13 protein-coding genes are annotated in these 17,125 nt (G+C 60.7%); 9 read left to right on the top strand and 4 right to left on the bottom strand.

The window, feature by feature from the left end; translation table 11 throughout:
* Positions 1-42 precede the first annotated feature (42 nt).
* The 9 genes from murC (at position 43) to ligA (ending at position 12,138) form a co-directional block, all read left to right on the top strand.
* Positions 43-1,479, top strand: coding sequence for a UDP-N-acetylmuramate--L-alanine ligase (gene murC / locus QM780_RS17750; protein ID WP_415071758.1), 1,437 nt, complete (start codon positions 43-45; stop codon positions 1,477-1,479).
* The gene (murB, locus tag QM780_RS17755) at positions 1,479-2,459 is read left to right on the top strand and encodes a UDP-N-acetylmuramate dehydrogenase (RefSeq protein WP_415071759.1); all 981 of its coding nucleotides are present in this window, start codon (positions 1,479-1,481) and stop codon (positions 2,457-2,459) included. The genes murC and murB overlap by 1 nt, the downstream gene beginning before the upstream one ends.
* Before the next feature lie 122 nt (positions 2,460-2,581).
* Entirely contained in the window at positions 2,582-3,535 is a 954-nt protein-coding gene (locus tag QM780_RS17760; RefSeq protein WP_415071760.1) for a D-alanine--D-alanine ligase, read from the top strand.
* A gap of 212 nt (positions 3,536-3,747) precedes the next feature.
* The gene (locus QM780_RS17765; protein ID WP_415071761.1) at positions 3,748-4,533 is read left to right on the top strand and encodes a cell division protein FtsQ/DivIB; all 786 of its coding nucleotides are present in this window, start codon (positions 3,748-3,750) and stop codon (positions 4,531-4,533) included.
* A 9-nt stretch (positions 4,534-4,542) separates the two neighbouring features.
* A complete protein-coding gene (gene ftsA / locus QM780_RS17770; protein ID WP_415071762.1) occupies positions 4,543-5,799 on the top strand; it encodes a cell division protein FtsA in 1,257 nt (418 codons plus the stop codon).
* Positions 5,800-5,894: 95 nt separating this feature from the next.
* Complete coding sequence (gene ftsZ / locus QM780_RS17775) at positions 5,895-7,448, top strand: cell division protein FtsZ (RefSeq protein WP_415071763.1); 1,554 nt, start codon at positions 5,895-5,897, stop codon at positions 7,446-7,448.
* Positions 7,449-7,836: 388 nt separating this feature from the next.
* On the top strand, positions 7,837-8,763 hold the full coding sequence (lpxC, locus tag QM780_RS17780; RefSeq protein WP_415072077.1) for a UDP-3-O-acyl-N-acetylglucosamine deacetylase: 927 nt from the start codon (positions 7,837-7,839) through the stop codon (positions 8,761-8,763).
* A 225-nt stretch (positions 8,764-8,988) separates the two neighbouring features.
* Positions 8,989-9,891, top strand: a complete 903-nt coding sequence (locus QM780_RS17785; RefSeq protein ID WP_415071764.1) for an outer membrane protein assembly factor BamD — start codon at positions 8,989-8,991, stop codon at positions 9,889-9,891.
* A gap of 102 nt (positions 9,892-9,993) precedes the next feature.
* Complete coding sequence (ligA, locus tag QM780_RS17790) at positions 9,994-12,138, top strand: NAD-dependent DNA ligase LigA (protein ID WP_415071765.1); 2,145 nt, start codon at positions 9,994-9,996, stop codon at positions 12,136-12,138.
* A gap of 11 nt (positions 12,139-12,149) precedes the next feature.
* Here ligA and QM780_RS17795 read toward each other — a convergent pair whose 3' ends face one another.
* From QM780_RS17795 to QM780_RS17810, 4 genes are all read right to left on the bottom strand, one after another.
* Positions 12,150-12,326, bottom strand: coding sequence for a hypothetical protein (locus QM780_RS17795; protein ID WP_415071766.1), 177 nt, complete (start codon positions 12,324-12,326; stop codon positions 12,150-12,152).
* A gap of 87 nt (positions 12,327-12,413) precedes the next feature.
* Positions 12,414-14,225, bottom strand: coding sequence for an aminopeptidase P family protein (locus tag QM780_RS17800; protein ID WP_415071767.1), 1,812 nt, complete (start codon positions 14,223-14,225; stop codon positions 12,414-12,416).
* 32 nt (positions 14,226-14,257) lie between these two features.
* Positions 14,258-15,133, bottom strand: a complete 876-nt coding sequence (locus QM780_RS17805; RefSeq protein ID WP_415071768.1) for a 50S ribosomal protein L11 methyltransferase — start codon at positions 15,131-15,133, stop codon at positions 14,258-14,260.
* Between the two features lie 7 nt (positions 15,134-15,140).
* Positions 15,141-16,571, bottom strand: coding sequence for a TMEM143 family protein (locus tag QM780_RS17810; protein ID WP_415071769.1), 1,431 nt, complete (start codon positions 16,569-16,571; stop codon positions 15,141-15,143).
* Positions 16,572-17,125: the final 554 nt, after the last annotated feature.

The following is a 17,125-nucleotide window of genomic DNA, read 5'->3' on the forward strand; positions in this document are numbered from 1 at the left end:
GAGTCAGCGCGCGAGTTAGAGACATCGAGGATCATTCCGCTCATGCAAATGCCGCGCGACATCGGACCTTTCCACATCATCGGCATCGGCGGGATCGGCATGAGTGCGATTGCCGAAATTCTCGTTGCCAAAGGCTATTCCGTTCAGGGATCGGACCAGAAAGAAAGCGCCAACGTCAAACGGCTGCGTTCGAAGGGGATCCGGGTTTTCGTCGGGCACGATCCGGTCAACCTGATCGGTGCGCGTTACGTCGTGATTTCGACGGCGGTCAAAGCGCTGAACCCAGAACTGGTCGCGGCGCGCCAGAAGGGGCTGACGATCATTCGGCGTGCCGAGATGCTCGCGGAGCTGATGCGGCTCTATTCGACCATTTCTGTCACCGGAACGCACGGCAAGACGACGACGACATCGCTGCTGTCGCATATCTTTACCGAAGCCGGCGAAGAGCCGACGGTGATTACCGGCGGCATCATCAACGCCTGGGGTTCGAACGCGCGTCTCGGCCAGGGCAAGTGGATGATCGTCGAGGCCGATGAAAGCGACGGTACGTTCACCCGCTTGCCGACGGAAATCGGCATCGTCACGAATATCGATCCGGAGCATCTCGACTATTTCGGCTCGGTCGAGGCCATGCACCGAGAATACGAGGCATTTCTGCGCAACCTGCCGTTCTTTGGATTGGCCGTCGCGTGCATCGATCATCCGGTCGTGCGCGACATGATACAGCGATTGAACCTTCGAGCCGACGGGCGCCGGCTGCTGACTTATGGAGAGAGCGAAGACGCGGATCTTCGCCTTCGTTCGGTTCGCATCATGGGCAACACGACGCATTTCGATGCGAGCCTTGCGCCGAGAGTGAAAGGTGGCGCACGAGACCTCATCGACTGGTCCGTGCCCGTTCCTGGCGCTCACAACGCGCTTAACGCGCTGGCGGCGATAGCGGTGGCGACGCATGCCGGTCTGCCGGATGCCAAGATCAAAGCAGCGATGGCGGGTTTTTCCGGCGTCAAGCGGCGGTTTCAGTTCACCGGCGAATGGAACGGCGTCACGATCTATGACGACTATGGTCATCACCCCGCAGAGATTGCTGCCGTGCTTGCAGCAGCGCGGGGCGGCACGAAGGGCCGCGTAATCGCGGTCGTCGAACCGCATCGGTATACGCGCGTGCGTGATCTGCTGGATGAGTTCGCGAGCTGCTTCAAAGACGCCGACAGTGTGGTCGTGGCGCCGCTTTATACGGCCGGCGAAAGCCCGATCGCGGGAATTGACAGCCGGTCATTCGCGGAACGCGTCAGGACGGTCGGTAATCGTCCTGCCGAGGCGGTCGACGATCCGGCACTTATCGCGCCCGCGATCAAACGGTTGGCGCGGCCGGGCGATATCGTGATTTGCCTTGGGGCCGGCAACTCGACCGAGTGGGCAAATGCGCTGCCGGCGTGGCTCGCCGAAGAGCCTAAGCGAACCGGGAGTGCCGGCTGATGTTCGCGGACATCACCGGAGACCTGAAATCGGCAATGCCGGAATTGCGCGGCAAGGTGAGCGCCAATGCGTCGCTGGCGGACGTGACGTGGTTTCGCGTGGGTGGCCCGGCGCAAATCCTGTTCATGCCGGCGGACGAAGCAGATCTCGCGTACTTCCTGAAGCATTTGCCGCGCGATGTGCCGGTGCAGGTCATTGGGCTCGGCTCGAACCTGCTCGTACGCGATGGCGGCGTGCCAGGCGTCGTCATTCGGCTCGGGCGCGGCTTTTCTGAAATCAACGTCGAGGACGGGCATCGGTTGCGCGTGGGAACGGCGGTTCCTGATGTGAAGGTCGCGCGTGCTGCGGCGGACGCCGGTATTAGGGGACTAGCGTTTTATAGGGGAATTCCGGGTTCCATCGGCGGCGCGCTGCGCATGAACGCGGGTGCGCACGGGCGTGAGACGAAGGATTGTCTCGTCGGTGCGCGTGCGGTCGATCCAAGCGGCGCGATCCACGTTCTTTCGCTCGCCGACATGGGTTTCACATATCGGCATTGTGGAATTTCGAAAGACTGGATTTTTACCGAGGCAACCTATGCCGGGGAACCGGGCGATCCGGCCGAAATCCTGAAAGAGATGGATGAGGTCGCGGAGTATCGCGAGAAAAACCAGCCGATCAAGGAACGGACAGGCGGATCTACCTTCAAGAACCCGCCTGGGCACAGCGCCTGGAAGCTCGTCGATCAGGCGGGATGCAGGGGCTTGCGCGTCGGCGGAGCGAAAGTCTCGGAGATGCACTGCAACTTTCTCATCAACGACAGCCAGGCGAGCGGCGAGGACGTCGAGACACTCGGTGAGACGGTACGGGCTCGGGTGCGCGAGACGTCGGGCATTGCGCTCGACTGGGAAATCATTCGCCTCGGCCTGCCCAAGCCCGGACGTCCGATAGGCGAAGCGCTGGCGGCCGAGCGCGCCGAAAATGCCGCCGAGCCGCGCTGATCAGATGAGCACCATCGTCCGTTCTTTTGAGCTTGGCATCTCCACTTTTTCCCCGCCCCCTACCCCTCCCCGTGAAGGGAAGGGGAGAAGACAATCCATCCAGAATATCGAATGAGCCAGCCATGAACCAACTCGGCCCGGTCCCGAAGCGCACGCGCACTCATGTCGCCATTCTGAAAGGCGGATTGTCGGCGGAGCGGGAAGTCAGTCTCAACTCGGGCGCGGCCGTCGGCGAAGCGCTGCTGAAGGAAGGCTATACGGTCACCGAGATCGACGTCGATCGCGACCTTGCGACAAAGCTTCGAGAGTTGGAGCCCGAGGTTTGCTTCAACGCTCTCCATGGCAAGTTCGGCGAGGATGGCTGCGTACAAGGCGTGTTGGAGCTGCTTGGCATTCCTTACACCCACTCGGGCGTGCTGGCATCTGCGCTCGCCATGCACAAGGAGCGGGCCAAGGACATCATGAAGCTTGCCGGAGTTCCCGTCGCGGAAGCCAAGCTCGTGACTCGCGGCGAGGCGCTTGAGCGGCATGTGTTGCCGCCGCCTTATGTGGTGAAGCCGGTCACTGAAGGTTCGAGCGTCGGCGTCGTCATCGTTGCGCCGGAGGCAGAGCGGCCGCCCAATTCGATCGCGTCCGGAGGCTCTCTCGACCAGGTTGTCATGGTCGAGCGCTATATCGCGGGGCGCGAACTCACCTGCGCCGTTATTGGCGATTTCGTGACGGATATCATCGAAATCGTGCCGCTTCGCGGTCTCGCCTTTTATGACTATGAGGCCAAATACGCACCCGGCGGCTCGAAGCACGAGCTGCCGGCACAACTTTTACCGGATGTTTACCACTCAGTCCGTTCCTTAACGTTAAAGGCGCATCAAGCTTTGGGCTGTCGAGGCGTGTCGCGGGCTGACTTTCGCTACGACGACACGGCCGGTGGGACGGGCGAACTGATCTGCCTCGAAGTCAATACGCAGCCGGGCATGACGGGAACTTCCCTGGTGCCCGAGCTGGCGGGGTATGCCGGCTGGTCGTTCGGCGACCTCGTCCGATGGATCGTCGAGGACGCGAGTTGCAACAGGTAGAGAGCAAGCAACGGTTCTGGTGGCGGGCCGCACACGATGCGCCAACGCCGGAGCCGGAAGCTGCTCAATGGGCACCGACCTCGCGCGGGCCTCTACCGACGACAAACGGCCGGCGCGCGACGTCGCCCAATTCCAAGCGCACGACCTTGAAATTGCAGATCCCGCGCGGAGAACGCCGGTTCCGTCGATCGAGGCGAAAGCGGCGCTGGGTGATGCCCTCGCTTATCGTAGCGCTGGCCTTGGTATCGGTCGGAGTCGCGGTGGCCACCCTGCCGGTCGAAAAACTCAGAGCCATCGATCTTACCGCCAAGCTCAACGGGCTGATGATCGCGGCGGGATTTGGCATCGATCAGGTCAATCTTTCCGGCCAACATTACACAGCCGATTCCGATGTGTTCGACGCTTTGGATCTGCAGAACGTGAAGACGTTCGCGGCGTTCGATTCCGATGAAGCGCTGAAGCGCATCGAAAGAATTCCGTGGGTCGATACGGCGCAACTCACGCGCAATTATCCCGGGACGCTCGACATCGTCATCCACGAGCGGGTGCCGGCGTTCGTCTGGACGCGCGGGAACACGAATTATCTCGTCGATGCTACGGGCCGCACTCTTGGCCCGGTGCCTGCGGCGAGTTCCTGGAATTTGCCGCGCGTTGTCGGCTCGGGTGCGGACAGCGAGGCGGTTCTCATGCTTTCGGCGCTTCGCCAATATCCGCTGATCGAGCGGCAATACGCGTATGGAGAACGAATTGCCGAGCGCCGGTGGCGCATCGTTCTCAAGAACGGCAGCGAACTCGAGCTTGCCGCAGATCGTGAGATCGAAGGTTTGCAAGAAATTGCCAGTGCGCGTCAGGCTCGGGTAGCGATTACCGGCAAGCCGATGATCGTCGACGTTCGCACATCCGGCCGCATCGCGATGCGTGCTCTACCGGCGGCATCCGTCCGGACGTCTTCACTCGGCGGTGCCGGGACGACTTCGGTCGCCTCGGCGCAGCAGTAGGAGGCGGTCATGGCGGATCGGCGCACCTACAGGACACTGGGGTTGCTGGATATCGGCACGAGCAAAACCGTGGCGGCCGTCATCGTGGCCGAGATGGTAGCGGGAACACCTAAACCTGCGCTAAGGCTCGCCGGTCTCGGCATGCAGCGTTCCAAAGGCGTCAAAGCCGGTGTGCTGACGGATCTGGATGAGGCCGAGAGCGTCGTTCGCGGCGTGATCAGTCAGGCCGAGCGCTCGGCGGGGACGTCGGTCGGCGGCTTCACTTTGTCCGTTTCGGCAGGACGCATTTCGTCGGTCCATTGCACCGCCCGGACTGAGGTGGAGCACGGAAGCGTTGGTGACGACGATCTGGCACGGCTCGTGTCGGCGGGCGAAAGCTATGCCGAGCGCAACGGCCGGACGCTGCTCCATCTCAATCATCTGGGCTACGAGGTCGACGGCGCGACCGGAGTTCGCGACCCGCTCGGGCTGTCGGCACGCCGTATCTCGGCCGGGCTGCATGCCGTTACCGCCGATGAAGCTCCACTGCGCAACCTGCTCGTGCTGATCGACCGCTGCTACGCCGTCTGCGATGGTCTCGTCGCAGCACCCTACGCCAGCGCTTTGGCGGCGACGACGCCGGAAGAACGTCAGTTCGGTGTGACATGCATCGATTTCGGGGCCGGAACGACGTCGATTGCGCTCTTCGCCGACGGTCGTTTCGCCGGAACCGACGTCATTCCCGTCGGCAGCCAACACATCACCTACGATATCGCGAAGGCGTTGCAGACGCCACTTGCGGAAGCCGAGCGAATCAAAACGCTTTATGGCACACTCCTCAACGCCCAGTCAGACGAGCACGAATCGTTCTCCTATCCGATCACCGGGGAGGAGGATGACGAGAGCTATGAAACCAGCAAGGCGCGGCTGACGGATATCATCCGTCCGCGCGTGCAGCAGATCATGGGGCTTGTGCGGGAGCGCCTGGCGCTCAATGCGGCGAGCCGCTTCGTGGGAGACAAGGTCGTACTGACGGGCGGGGCCAGCCAACTTATCGGATTGCCGGAATTCGTCGCGAGCGAGTTCGGGTGCTCGGTGCGGATCGGCCGGCCGACGGATCTACCCGGACTGAGTGCAAGCCTCTCTGGGCCTCAGCTCGCGACGCTGTCGGGCTTGGCGATGGTGGCGGCACGCGGCGAGGGCGAACTCAACATGGCGCGCGGCCGCAAGACCGTGACACAAGGTTATCTCGGTCGCGTCGGAACGTGGCTCAAGCGCGGATTTTAAGACGTGTCGGAAACTGAAGTGAGATCGTCGAAACAGAAGGCGTTCAAGGCTGAAACGCTCGTGCCGAACGCTAAATACGCAAAGTCGGGGACGCTATGAGCATCAAGCTGCAATTGCCGAAGCTGGTTGACGCCAAGCCGCGGATCACCGTCATCGGCGTTGGCGGCGCCGGCTGCAATGCCGTCAACAATATGATCGCTGCAGGGCTGCAAGGGGTGCAGTTCGTGGTCGCGAATACGGATGCGCAGTCGCTTGAAGCGTCGAGCGCGGAGCACCGAATTCAGCTCGGCGTCAATCTGACGGAAGGACTGGGTGCGGGCGCCAGGCCCGAAATCGGCGAAGCGGCGGCAGAAGAAGCGCTCGAAGAACTTCGGACGCATATCGCCGGCGCACACATGGTTTTCATCGCGGCGGGCATGGGTGGGGGCACCGGCACCGGCGCTGCGGCGGTGATCGCCAGAATAGCACGCGAACTTGGCGCGCTTACCGTCGGGGTGGTGTGCAAGCCGTTCCAGTTCGAAGGTGCGCGGCGTATGCGCATCGCGGAAGCAGGCGTGGAAAATCTCAGGCATCTCGTCGATACGCTGATCGTCATTCCGAATCAGAACCTGTTCCGCATCGCCAACGAGCGGACGACATTCGCGGAAGCCTTCGTGCTTGCCGACCAGGTGCTTTATTCCGGCGTCGCATGCATCGTCGAGCTCGTTCTCAAGGAAGGGCTGATCAATCTCGATTTCGCCGACGTCCGCACGATCATGAGCGGCATGGGCACGGCGATGATGGGCACGGGCGAAGCGACCGGCGAGCGCCGCGCCGTGTTCGCGGCGGAAGAAGCCATTGCCAATCCGCTGCTCGACGACGTGACTTTGCGCGGCGCCAGGGGGCTTTTGCTTTCGATCTCGGGCGGCCGCGACATGACGCTTTATGAGGTCGATGAAGCCGCGAGCCGGATCCGCCAGGAAGTCGATCCCGATGCGAACATCATCGTCGGCGCCACGTTCGATGAGCAGCTTGGCGACCGCTTGCGGGTGTCCATCGTCGCGTCGGGCATGAATCAGCGGAGTGCTCAGCAGCATGCTCCGCAACATGCCACCGTTTCGGATGCGGGGCGGCAAAGTCACCCTCAGCAAGCGGCCCCGGCCGTAGATCTGGGCTATCAGCAGAGCCCAGCATATTCGCAGCAGAGCGCGAGCCAGCCGATCGTTCCTGGGCCTCCCGGCGACCTGCAAAGGCGTCTGGCGGAGGCGCTTCAACCCGTACCGGCGCAGTCGCCGCAGGTTTTCTCTGATCCGATACAAAGGGGTCAAGCGCCCCGCGCACCTCGTGACACCTGGGTCTCCCCTGGAAATGTTACGGTGGAAGACGGGCTCGAAAATTTTCCTCCCCTTTCGGGTAGCGCATTATTGCGGACGCCGCCGCTTCCAGCGGACGGTGCGCCTGCCGCTTACGACCATCGATTCGAACCGCAGGCGCCGGCTGAAATTCAGCGTGCGTCACGTCGCGTGCCGGGCATCGAAGAATTTCCTCCGCAGGCGCAGAAAGAATGGAATGCGCGTCACGGCGGAGGCTCGCGGACAAGCACGCGAGATGCAGGAGAGCAAAGAAAACCGGGCCTTTTTGGACGTTTTGCGAGTCTTGGCCGGAAGTAGATTTCGTCACTCGAGTTGCGTTTTGGCAGGTCGCGGAAGCGAGCCCCGATCATGATGAAAGGGTGGCAAGACGAGGCGATTTTTTCGGCGGGAAGCAGGGTCAAAATGCGGCTGCACCAAGACCCCGAGAACGTCAAGCATGGTTGCCAAATCGTAACACAGTGTAAGAAAGCGTGATTTGTCGGTGTTTAGCGAAGCAGTTAGCTTTTGTGCATCGACCACTTGTGATGAGCCTTTGATCAGATCGGACACGGCCAAAATAAGGCTGGAACGAGCTGAGAGAATCAGGAGGACTTCCGGGTAGGTCAGGGGGTGGTTGGCCGCATAATGCTGGGGAGCAGCGGCCCGCCAAGAGAATGAGGGACGGCGCTGTATGTCGAATTGATTCATCGGTGCGCGGCAAACCACGCTTGCCCGCGAGATCCAGTTGACAGGCACGGGGGTGCACAGCGGAGCTCCGGTATCACTCACACTGCATCCTGCAGAGGCTGATACTGGGCTCCGCTTTCTCGTTACCAAACGAGGACGGGTCATCTCGGAAATCGCGGCGCATGTCGCAAACGTCAAAAATCTTACACTTTGTACGGTCATCGGCGACGGCGCCGGCACAACGATCAGCACAGTCGAACACCTGCTTGCCGCCCTTCGTGGCCTGTCGATCGACAATCTCTATATCGAGATAGACAGCAAAGAAGTTCCGATCATGGACGGCAGCTCGGCGGATTTCGTCGACGCCATTGACCGGGTCGGCATTCGCGAGCTTTCAGAGCCGCGCAAATACATCAGAGTTTTGAAATCGGTTCGTGTCGAAGAAGGCGGCTGCTGGGGCGAGCTTGAGCCGCATGCCGGTTTCCGCATGGACGTTGAAATCGATTTCGCGACGCCCGTCATCGGTCGTCAGCGGCTGCAGTACGAGATGAGCCCGGGCGTTTTCCGGCATGAAATCTCGCGCGCTCGTACATTCGGTTTCATGAGCGACGTCGAGAAGTTGTGGAAGGCCGGACTCGCGCTCGGCGCCGACCTCACCAACACGGTCGCCATCGGCGACGACAAAGTGATGAACCGCGAAGGCCTGCGTTTCCCGCAGGAGTTCGTCCGCCACAAAATGCTCGATGCGGTCGGTGATCTGGCGCTCGCCGGCTTGCCTCTGCTTGGAGCCTATCGCTCGTACAAGGGCGGCCATAAGCTCAATTCGATGGTGCTTCAGGCACTGTTTTCCGACGCTTCGAATTGGGAATACGCACAGGCACCGCGGGCACGCGCCAGCCGTGCGCCGGTCCAGATCGTTCCAGAGACCATCGTCGCCGCGGAATAAGCTTCGGCTTATTTCCCTCGACGGCCAGACCCAAACGGCTTGAGCGGCCCGGAATGCACCACATTCTGTCGCTAGCGTCGGCAAAGGGGCTGTTAGCAGACGGGGCGCTGCCGGCGATTTATCTTTCGAAGCACGCTGCCGGGTGCTATCCGCTTGCGAACGTTGAGAATTGCTAGTTGGCGGCTTTGCCCTGCCAGCTCTGGGGTGAAAGCGACGCGGCGCATCATGAAATCGGCACATCACATCCGAAAAACATTGAGCACGGTGTCGGTGCTTTTCGCTCTTATGCTTGCGGGCTGCGGCGGGCCGAAGCTCGAGACAAGCGCCGTGCTCAATCCCGATCCGCCTTCGAAGATGTATGCGGATGCCGACGCCATGATGAGCAAGGGCAACTTCGAGGATGCGGCGCAGAAGTTCGAGGCGGTCGATCGCGAGCATCCCTATTCGCCGGAAGCGCGTAAATCGATCGTAATGGCGGCGTATGCCTATTATCGCGGCGGTAAGTCGGCCGAGGCAATCGCGACCGCCGAACGGTACGTGGCGATGCATCCGGGCACGAAGGAAGCGCCGCTTGCGCACCATATCATCGCGCAATCTTACTTCGACCAGATGAACAAGTCCGATCGCGATCAGACGGCGTCGCGCAAGGCGCTTGAGCAGCTGAAAATTCTGAAGGCTCGGTATCCCGACAGCGAATACGCGCGCGATGCCGACAATCAGATCCGCATTTGCAATGACAGCCTTGCGGCGCAAGAGATGAATGTCGGGCGATACTATCTTGACCGGCATAATTACGTCGGCGCCATCAATCGCTTCAAGACCGTGGTCAGCGATTACCAGACGACCGCGCACGTCGAGGAAGCGTTGGCGCGGCTGGTGGAATGCTACATGGCGCTCGGCATCACTAAGGAAGCCCAGAACGCCGCCGCTATCCTCGGTCATAACTATCCCGACAGCCGGTGGTACAAGGATTCCTACACGTTATTAGCCTCCGGTGGCCTAGCGCCTGCCGAAGACAGCGATTCATGGTTGAGCAAAGCTTGGAACTCGGTGCCGAAGGTTTCGATGCCGACGATGCCTTCGATGCCGAAGATCACGATGCCGAGTATCGGTCTCGGCAGCGGCTGAGCTTCCCAGGCTCGCACCCACCCCGCATTGTGCTAGACGTTGACGCGCGGCCCCGAAGACCGGCCGCGCTTATTGTTTCGTCCGTTGCCAAACGCACCATCGATGTCCGAGACCAAATCGAAAAAGAAGCGCAAGAGCAGCTCGGCCAAACCGCAGGCCGGCGAAACGCCTGCGGCCGAGATTGCGCAGCTGTCGGCTGAAATCTCGCATCACGACGAGCTTTATTATCGTCAGGATGCACCCGAGATTTCGGACGCCGAATATGATGCTCTGCGCCGGCGGCTCGACGCTCTGGAGAAGAAGCACCCAGAGCTTCGGCGTGCGGAAAGTCCGACCGAAAGGGTTGGTGCGGCGCCTGTGGCCGCTTTCGGCAAAATCCGGCACGACGTTCCGATGCTGTCGCTCGGCAATGCCTTCGACGATCAGGACGTCGTCGATTTCGTCGAGCGCGTGCGGCGCTTTCTCAATCTCGGGGAAGACGACATTCTAGAAGTGACGGCCGAACCGAAGATCGATGGTCTTTCGATTTCGATCCGGTACGAAAACGGCGAGCTCGTTCAGGCGGCCACGCGCGGCGACGGCACCGAGGGAGAAAACGTTACGGCAAACATCAAGACGGTGCGGGAAATCCCGCATTTGCTCAAGGGCCGGAATGTCCCCGACATCATCGATATTCGCGGTGAGATCTATCTGGGAGAAAAGGATTTCGAGGCGCTCAATGCTGCCCAGTCGGCCAGCGGCGACAAGATCTTCGCCAATCCGCGGAATGCGGCCGCGGGATCGCTACGCCAACTCGATGCGTCAATTACGGCGAAACGGCCGCTCAGGTTTTTTGCCTATGCCTGGGGTGCCGCATCAAAGCTTCCGGCCGATACGCAAGCGGGCGTGGTCGCTGCTTTCAAGCATTGGGGCCTGCCGGTCAATCCGCTCATGCGCGTTGCGAGAAAGACCGAAGAGCTGTTGGCATTCTATCGCGAAATCGAAGCGAAGCGCGCATCTCTGGGCTACGATATCGACGGCGTCGTCTACAAGGTGAACCGCCTCGATTATCAGGAGCGGCTGGGCTTCGTGTCGCGCTCGCCGCGCTGGGCGATTGCACACAAGTTCGCAGCCGAACGCGCCACGACGGTGCTAGAAAAGATCGATATCCAAGTCGGACGGACCGGAGCGTTGACGCCAGTCGCAAAGCTCAAGCCGGTTACGGTTGGCGGCGTCGTCGTTTCCAATGCAACGCTGCACAACGAAGACGAGATCGCGCGGAAGGATATTCGTGAGGGTGATACGGTCGTCGTCCAGCGCGCGGGCGATGTCATTCCGCAGGTCGTGGAGGTGGTGCTTGCCAAACGGCCAGCGCATTCACACCCGTTTAAGTTTCCGACAGTCTGCCCGGTGTGCGGCAGTCATGCCGTGCGGGAATTGGTTGAGGAAACCGGCAAAGCGGATGTGGTTCGCCGGTGCACCGGTGGGCTTATCTGTCCCGCGCAGGTCAAAGAGCGCTTAAAGCACTTCGTGTCGCGTAACGCTTTCGACATCGAGGGGCTCGGCACTGAGAAGATCGAGTTTTTTTTCGAGACGGGGCGGATCAAGTCGCCGGCCGATATCTTCACACTCGAAGCGCGTGACCGGACATCCGATGAGCCGCTGACGAACGTTCGCGGTTTCAAGGAAACGTCGGTTCGGAAGCTGTTTGCCGCCATCGATGCGCGCCGACAGGTGCCGCTTGATCGGTTTCTTTATGCGCTCGGCATCCGGCATATCGGCGAGACGACGGCGAAAGATCTTGCGAAGGCCTACGGCACGTTGGAGGCGCTGCGCGATGCCGTAGACGCCGCAATCAAAGAAAACGACAAGAGCGGTCCGGCGTACCAGGACATCGACAATATCGAGGGCATTGGCGAAACGGTCGTCGATGCGCTCGTCGATTTCTTCGGCGAACAGCACAACCAAGAGCAGATCGCGGCGCTTTTGAAGGAAGTGACCGTTGCGCCCTACGTGCGCGCCCAGGCGAAAGAGTCGCCGGTCACAGGCAAGACCGTGGTGTTCACCGGGACGCTGACGAAATTGACGCGAAACGAAGCGAAGGCGCAGGCGGAACGGCTTGGCGCAAAAGTTTCGGGATCGGTTTCTAAAAAGACGGATTATGTCGTCGCCGGCGCCGAAGCGGGCTCGAAGCTCGATAATGCCCGCGCGCTGGGCGTAACTGTGCTCGACGAAGACGAATGGCTTGCTCTCATCGGGCAAGCCTGAGATTGCGGCGATCAGCTCGCCGTCAACGCAATGAAGATCTCGCTTTCACGCATGCGCACTTTGATGTTGATATCGTCTTCGAAGGCGTGCGCGAGCCGCACAAACGGCGTTTCGGGGCGGCCCGGGATTTTGGCTTTCAACGGTTCCGGTAAATGCGGGGCGGCGCTTACCTCATAGAGATCGAACATGGGGCTCTCCTCTTCCAGATTGGGAAGAAGACATACGCAAGCGACGCTCGCGCCGCTGTCCCACATGTGACAGTGCTCGTTTCGAAGTCAAACCGCCTGCGTCGCCTGCTTTAGCCAGTTGCGCGTCGATTGGTCGAGGCCGGGCGCTAGGGTGTCGAAGACATGCTTGTGGTAGGCATTGAGCCAATCGCGCTCGCTCTTTTCGAGCATCTCCGGAAGAATGAGACGCTGATCGATGGGGGCGAGCGTCAGCGTTTCGAAAGCCATCGTTTCGCGGTCGCCGCCTTCGACCATTTCGGGCAGCGTCACGAGTACCACGTTTTCGATGCGGATGCCGTACTCGCCGACTTTGTAATAGCCGGGTTCATTCGAAATCAGCATGCCGGGGTGAAGCTGCGCCATACCCATGCGCGAGATCGACTGCGGGCCTTCGTGCACCGAGAGATAACTGCCGATGCCGTGGCCTGTGCCGTGATCGAAGTCGGCGCCGATCTGCCAAAGCGCACGGCGGGCAAATGGGTCGAGGTCGATGCCACGCGTGCCTTTCGGAAAGCGGGCGGTGGCGATCGCAATATGGCCTTTCAAAACGGCGGTGAAGTGCCGCTGCATGTCTTTCGTCGGCTGGCCGACGGCAATGGTACGGGTGATGTCGGTGGTGCCGTCGGGATATTGGCCACCGCTATCGATCAGGAAAAGTTCGCCTGGAGCGACACGCCGGTTGGTTGCTTCGCTGACGCGATAATGGACGATCGCGCCATTCGGGCCAGAGCCCGAGATCGTCGGGAAGCTGACGTCACGAAGCATGTTGGTGTCGCTGCGGAATTCCTCGAGCTTGCGGACCGCCGTGATTTCGTCGAGCGTGCCGTCGGAAGCCCAGTCGTCGAGCCAGGCGAGGAAGCGAACGACGGCGTGGCCGTCGCGGACGTGGGCGGCGCGGGCGCCGATGACCTCGGCGTCGGACTTGATCGCCTTGGGGACGATGCAGGGATCCTGACCACGCGATATTAGCTTGGCGCCGAGATTCTGCTCGAACCAGTAAGCCGCGGTTTCGGGATCGAGGCGAACCGGCTTGCCTTTCTCCTTCAGCGCCTTGATGCGGTCCGCGAGCGTTCCCGGCGCGAGCAGCTTGGCGACAGGGGCAACCTCAGTACGGGCTTCGCTGTCGAGTCGATCCGGCGCGATGAACAGTTCGGCTTTGCCGGTGGCGGGCACGATGGCGAACGCCAGGACGACTGGATTGTGCGCGACGTCGCTGCCACGGATGTTGAAGAGCCAGCAGATCGAATCCGGCAGCGTCAGGACGACCGCGCTTTGGCCATCGGCTTTGAGGCGCGCCTGGAGTTCCGAGATCTTATCGGCTGCAGACCGTCCTGCGAAAGCGATCGGTTGCGCGATGACCGGATTTTGCGGTGGACTCGGCCGCTCCTTGCCCCACAAGACGTCGATCGGATTTTTCGCGAGCGCCTTGAGCTTGATGCCTTTGGGCGCGAGTGCGGCGGCAAGGCGATTGATCTCTCCGGCGGTGTGGTTCCACGGATCGAAACCAACGATGCCGCCTTTGCTGACGTTCGTGGTCAGCCATTCAAAGAGTTTGGCGCGGGGCAGCAGGGAAACTTCGAGAACATTGGTGTCGGTCTCGGCTGCCGCCTGGACTGTATAGCGGCCGTCGACCATCAGCACGGCTGTTTTTTTCGCGACGACCGCAATACCTGCGGACCCCGAAAATCCCGTCAGCCATTTGAGCCGTTCGGCGCAGGCCGGAACGTATTCGCCCTGATGCTTGTCTGAGCGCGGAACAAGGACCGCGTCGATCTTGGCTTTTGACATGAAGGCGCGGAGGGCTTTGACGCGTTCGGCGACGCGTTCCGGCTCTGCCAGGGAATCGAAGGTTTGCAGCATGGGTGAGGTTCTAAGCGCGGGATCAAGGGATTTCAACGCCGCCTGAACGTCAGCGTCGACCAGCCGGTGATGCGGTCATGGCGCTGAAGCACAAAGCCGTGCGCGAGATAGGTGGCAATGACTTCAGGGGCTTGAGGTATGAGAATGCCAGAAAGGACCAGCGTTCCGCCGTGGAGGACGGCGCGCGAGATCGACGATGCGAGGTGGATCAGTGGTCCGGCCAGAATGTTGGCGACAAGAAAGTCGAATGGCGCGCGTTCGCGAACCTTCGGATGCCCGAGGCCATTACCGACGAACAGCGCTATGCGGCCGCCTGCGCCATTCAAGCGGACGTTGCCAGTTGCGACCTTGACCGATTGCGGGTCCATGTCGGCAGCGATAATGCGGGCATTGGGTAGGGCTTTCGCGACCGCAATCGCCAATACGCCGGACCCGCATCCCAGATCGAGTACGTTTGCAAACGTGCGTGCACGCGTCAGGCGGTCGATCGCCAGAAGGCATCCGAGCGTTGTCGCGTGGTGGGCTGTGCCAAAAGCCTCGCCGGCGTCGATCAGAATGGCGTTCGGGCCGTGCGCGACGCGACCGCTGTCGTGACTACCGTGTATCGTGAAGCGGCCCGCCGGCACGGGCGGAAGTGCTGCCTGCGAAATCGCGACCCAATTGAGGTCCGGCACCGTTTCGACCGCGAACGGCGGCAAGGACCATTCCACAAGCGGTGAGAGTTCAGCGGCGAGATCACGTTCTCCGGCATCGACGTCGAAATAGGCCTCGATGCGCCAGCGGTCCGGTCCATCCTCGAAGACCGTCAAGGCATCCGGGGGCGGCTCGAGCAGGTCTTGGATGGCGTTTCCGGTTGCGTACGCGAGGGCGCGATCGCTGAAAACAACTGCGAATTTTCTGAATGCCATGTGGGCGCTAAGGGTTAGGTACGGAGCGGCCCTCGAATTCATAGCCTTCCGACGTGATCGGGTCTGGCAGATGGTCGAGGAACAGGTCCCATTTGGCGTCGATGTGCTTCGCCGCCTCGGCCGGCGGCAAGGTGACAAATGTGCCATCGGGCTTTTCGGTAACGATTCCGTCGCGGATCAGCCGGTCGAGGGCGTCATCGATCTCGAAATCGATCTTCACACCAAACGTTTGCGTCAGATAATTTTCGATCGCCAAGTCGATAGAGGGCAAGTCGGCTCGGGTTGCTTGTTCCTTGGCTAGCACGCTGTAAAGGAGCATTTCCTCCTTCACATCTTCCTCCGCGCCGCGGGCAGCGATTTTCAGGATCACTCCGCGGTTGTCCGCCATGGTGTGGAAATAGAGGTTCTGCGCCATCACGACCATGTAACGCTGCTTCTGATTGAGGAAGCCCATGGCCTGCCGAACCGCGATGCCGCCGAGACCGGCCAGCGCACCAATCGCTGCGATCGGATTGCTGAGCAGCAGCGCGAGCTTGCCGGCTGCACCAACCGCGCCCATGCCAAGTCCACCGCCAGCGGTGACTCCAAGACGAAGTTTGTCCATAGCGCGGAAGCGAACTTCGGTGTTCGGAAACACCATCTCGAGGTCGGTACGCGGAATGTTTTTGAAGAGCTTCAGATATATATGCTTGTCGTTGATGCCGGGGGGCAGGTGCTGACGCCGCCGCTCGACCCAGCTTTCTGCTGCTTCGCGCGAAAGCTTTTTCTCGCGCATGACTTCTTCGACGCGGGCTTCGGCCGTCTTCAGCTTGAACATGAGGAACAAGCGCTGGAAGATCGGAACGTTGAATTCCTCTTTGCTCAGGAATTTGCGGAGACGACGCTTTTCGTAACGCTGGTTCGATGCGCCGCGATAATAAATTGCGATGCGCTCGAAGGCTTGCATGTCGACGAAGAGGTCAAGACCGTAATGGCTTTCGCGCGTCAGGATGATTTCGATATCGTTGGGATCGATGCGTTCGTAGTTCGCCCTGACGAGCAGGCTTTCGACGCCCTCGAAAATGCGATGTTGCAACGCGTCCCGCTCATCGTCTGAGAAGCTTCGCGTCATCAGCAGGTCGCTGTCGGGTGAGAATGCTTCGTAGCACTGATCGAGTTCCAGAAGCATCGCGAAGTATTGCTGCTGGCGCCAATAATCGAGGTAGCGGAAGAAGCGGCGGGCTTCGATGGCATGTCCCGGCGCCCAAAGGTGCTGTTTGGTCAGGCGGTCGAGCAAGGCGAAGCGCGTGACGGGAATGAATCGCTCGCGTTTGCGTTTTTCATCCGGTTCCAGGATATCGACCGGCTGCCTAACGCCTTCTTCCTGTTTCTCGGCCGGCTTGGCTTCAAAATCGGCGAGATCGCTGAGGCGCTGATAGAGGTTCTGCTTCCGACGCAATCGGCCCGCTCCCAAGTCCGCCGACGCCATAGTTCCACTCCCCGAACTTATGCTTCGAATTCAGTTTATTGCCTCGGGAACCTCATATCGACTCGCCGAAGATATTGTCGAGGGTGGCAGCACTTCATCGCCGAAAAATGACGTGGGGTGTTGCGCCGACTTGAGCGGCTCTCAGGCATTAATTCGGTTGATGATACACCACCAAATGCACGCATGCCTTGTGTAATTTGCGTTTATATCTTCTACTGTTGCCACAGTGCTGCCGATCTTCGGCTACGAACATGAACGCGCGGCACTAGAGGGGACATTGCGGGGGCGCAATTATGGGGGCTTTGCGTTTTTTGGCCTTGGGCTTTGCTGTGTGCATGGCTCTTACGAGCGGCGCTGGGGCAGACGAGCTCGTTCTACCTTATTCTTGTTCAATGGATAGAGGCGCACCACGCCTCTCTCCATCGGAAAATACGACCTATCAGATCATCGGACCGCGGCAGGACCAGCCGTTCACGGCTTGCTCCTCGTCGGCGGCGTGGACGTGTGAAACGATGATGGTTCAC

It is taken from the genome of Hyphomicrobium sp. (assembly GCF_047600905.1).
In the GTDB taxonomy this organism is placed as follows: domain Bacteria; phylum Pseudomonadota; class Alphaproteobacteria; order Rhizobiales; family Hyphomicrobiaceae; genus Hyphomicrobium_B.

Coding starts and splice junctions, on each gene's coding strand:
- murC (WP_415071758.1), top strand. CDS start 43: ATGCAAATGCCGCGCGACATCGGACCTTTCCACATCATCGGCATCGGC.
- murB (WP_415071759.1), top strand. CDS start 1,479: ATGTTCGCGGACATCACCGGAGACCTGAAATCGGCAATGCCGGAATTG.
- QM780_RS17760 (WP_415071760.1), top strand. CDS start 2,582: ATGAACCAACTCGGCCCGGTCCCGAAGCGCACGCGCACTCATGTCGCC.
- QM780_RS17765 (WP_415071761.1), top strand. CDS start 3,748: ATGCCCTCGCTTATCGTAGCGCTGGCCTTGGTATCGGTCGGAGTCGCG.
- ftsA (WP_415071762.1), top strand. CDS start 4,543: ATGGCGGATCGGCGCACCTACAGGACACTGGGGTTGCTGGATATCGGC.
- ftsZ (WP_415071763.1), top strand. CDS start 5,895: ATGAGCATCAAGCTGCAATTGCCGAAGCTGGTTGACGCCAAGCCGCGG.
- QM780_RS17785 (WP_415071764.1), top strand. CDS start 8,989: ATGAAATCGGCACATCACATCCGAAAAACATTGAGCACGGTGTCGGTG.
- ligA (WP_415071765.1), top strand. CDS start 9,994: ATGTCCGAGACCAAATCGAAAAAGAAGCGCAAGAGCAGCTCGGCCAAA.
- QM780_RS17795 (WP_415071766.1), bottom strand. CDS start 12,326: ATGTTCGATCTCTATGAGGTAAGCGCCGCCCCGCATTTACCGGAACCG.
- QM780_RS17800 (WP_415071767.1), bottom strand. CDS start 14,225: ATGCTGCAAACCTTCGATTCCCTGGCAGAGCCGGAACGCGTCGCCGAA.
- QM780_RS17805 (WP_415071768.1), bottom strand. CDS start 15,133: ATGGCATTCAGAAAATTCGCAGTTGTTTTCAGCGATCGCGCCCTCGCG.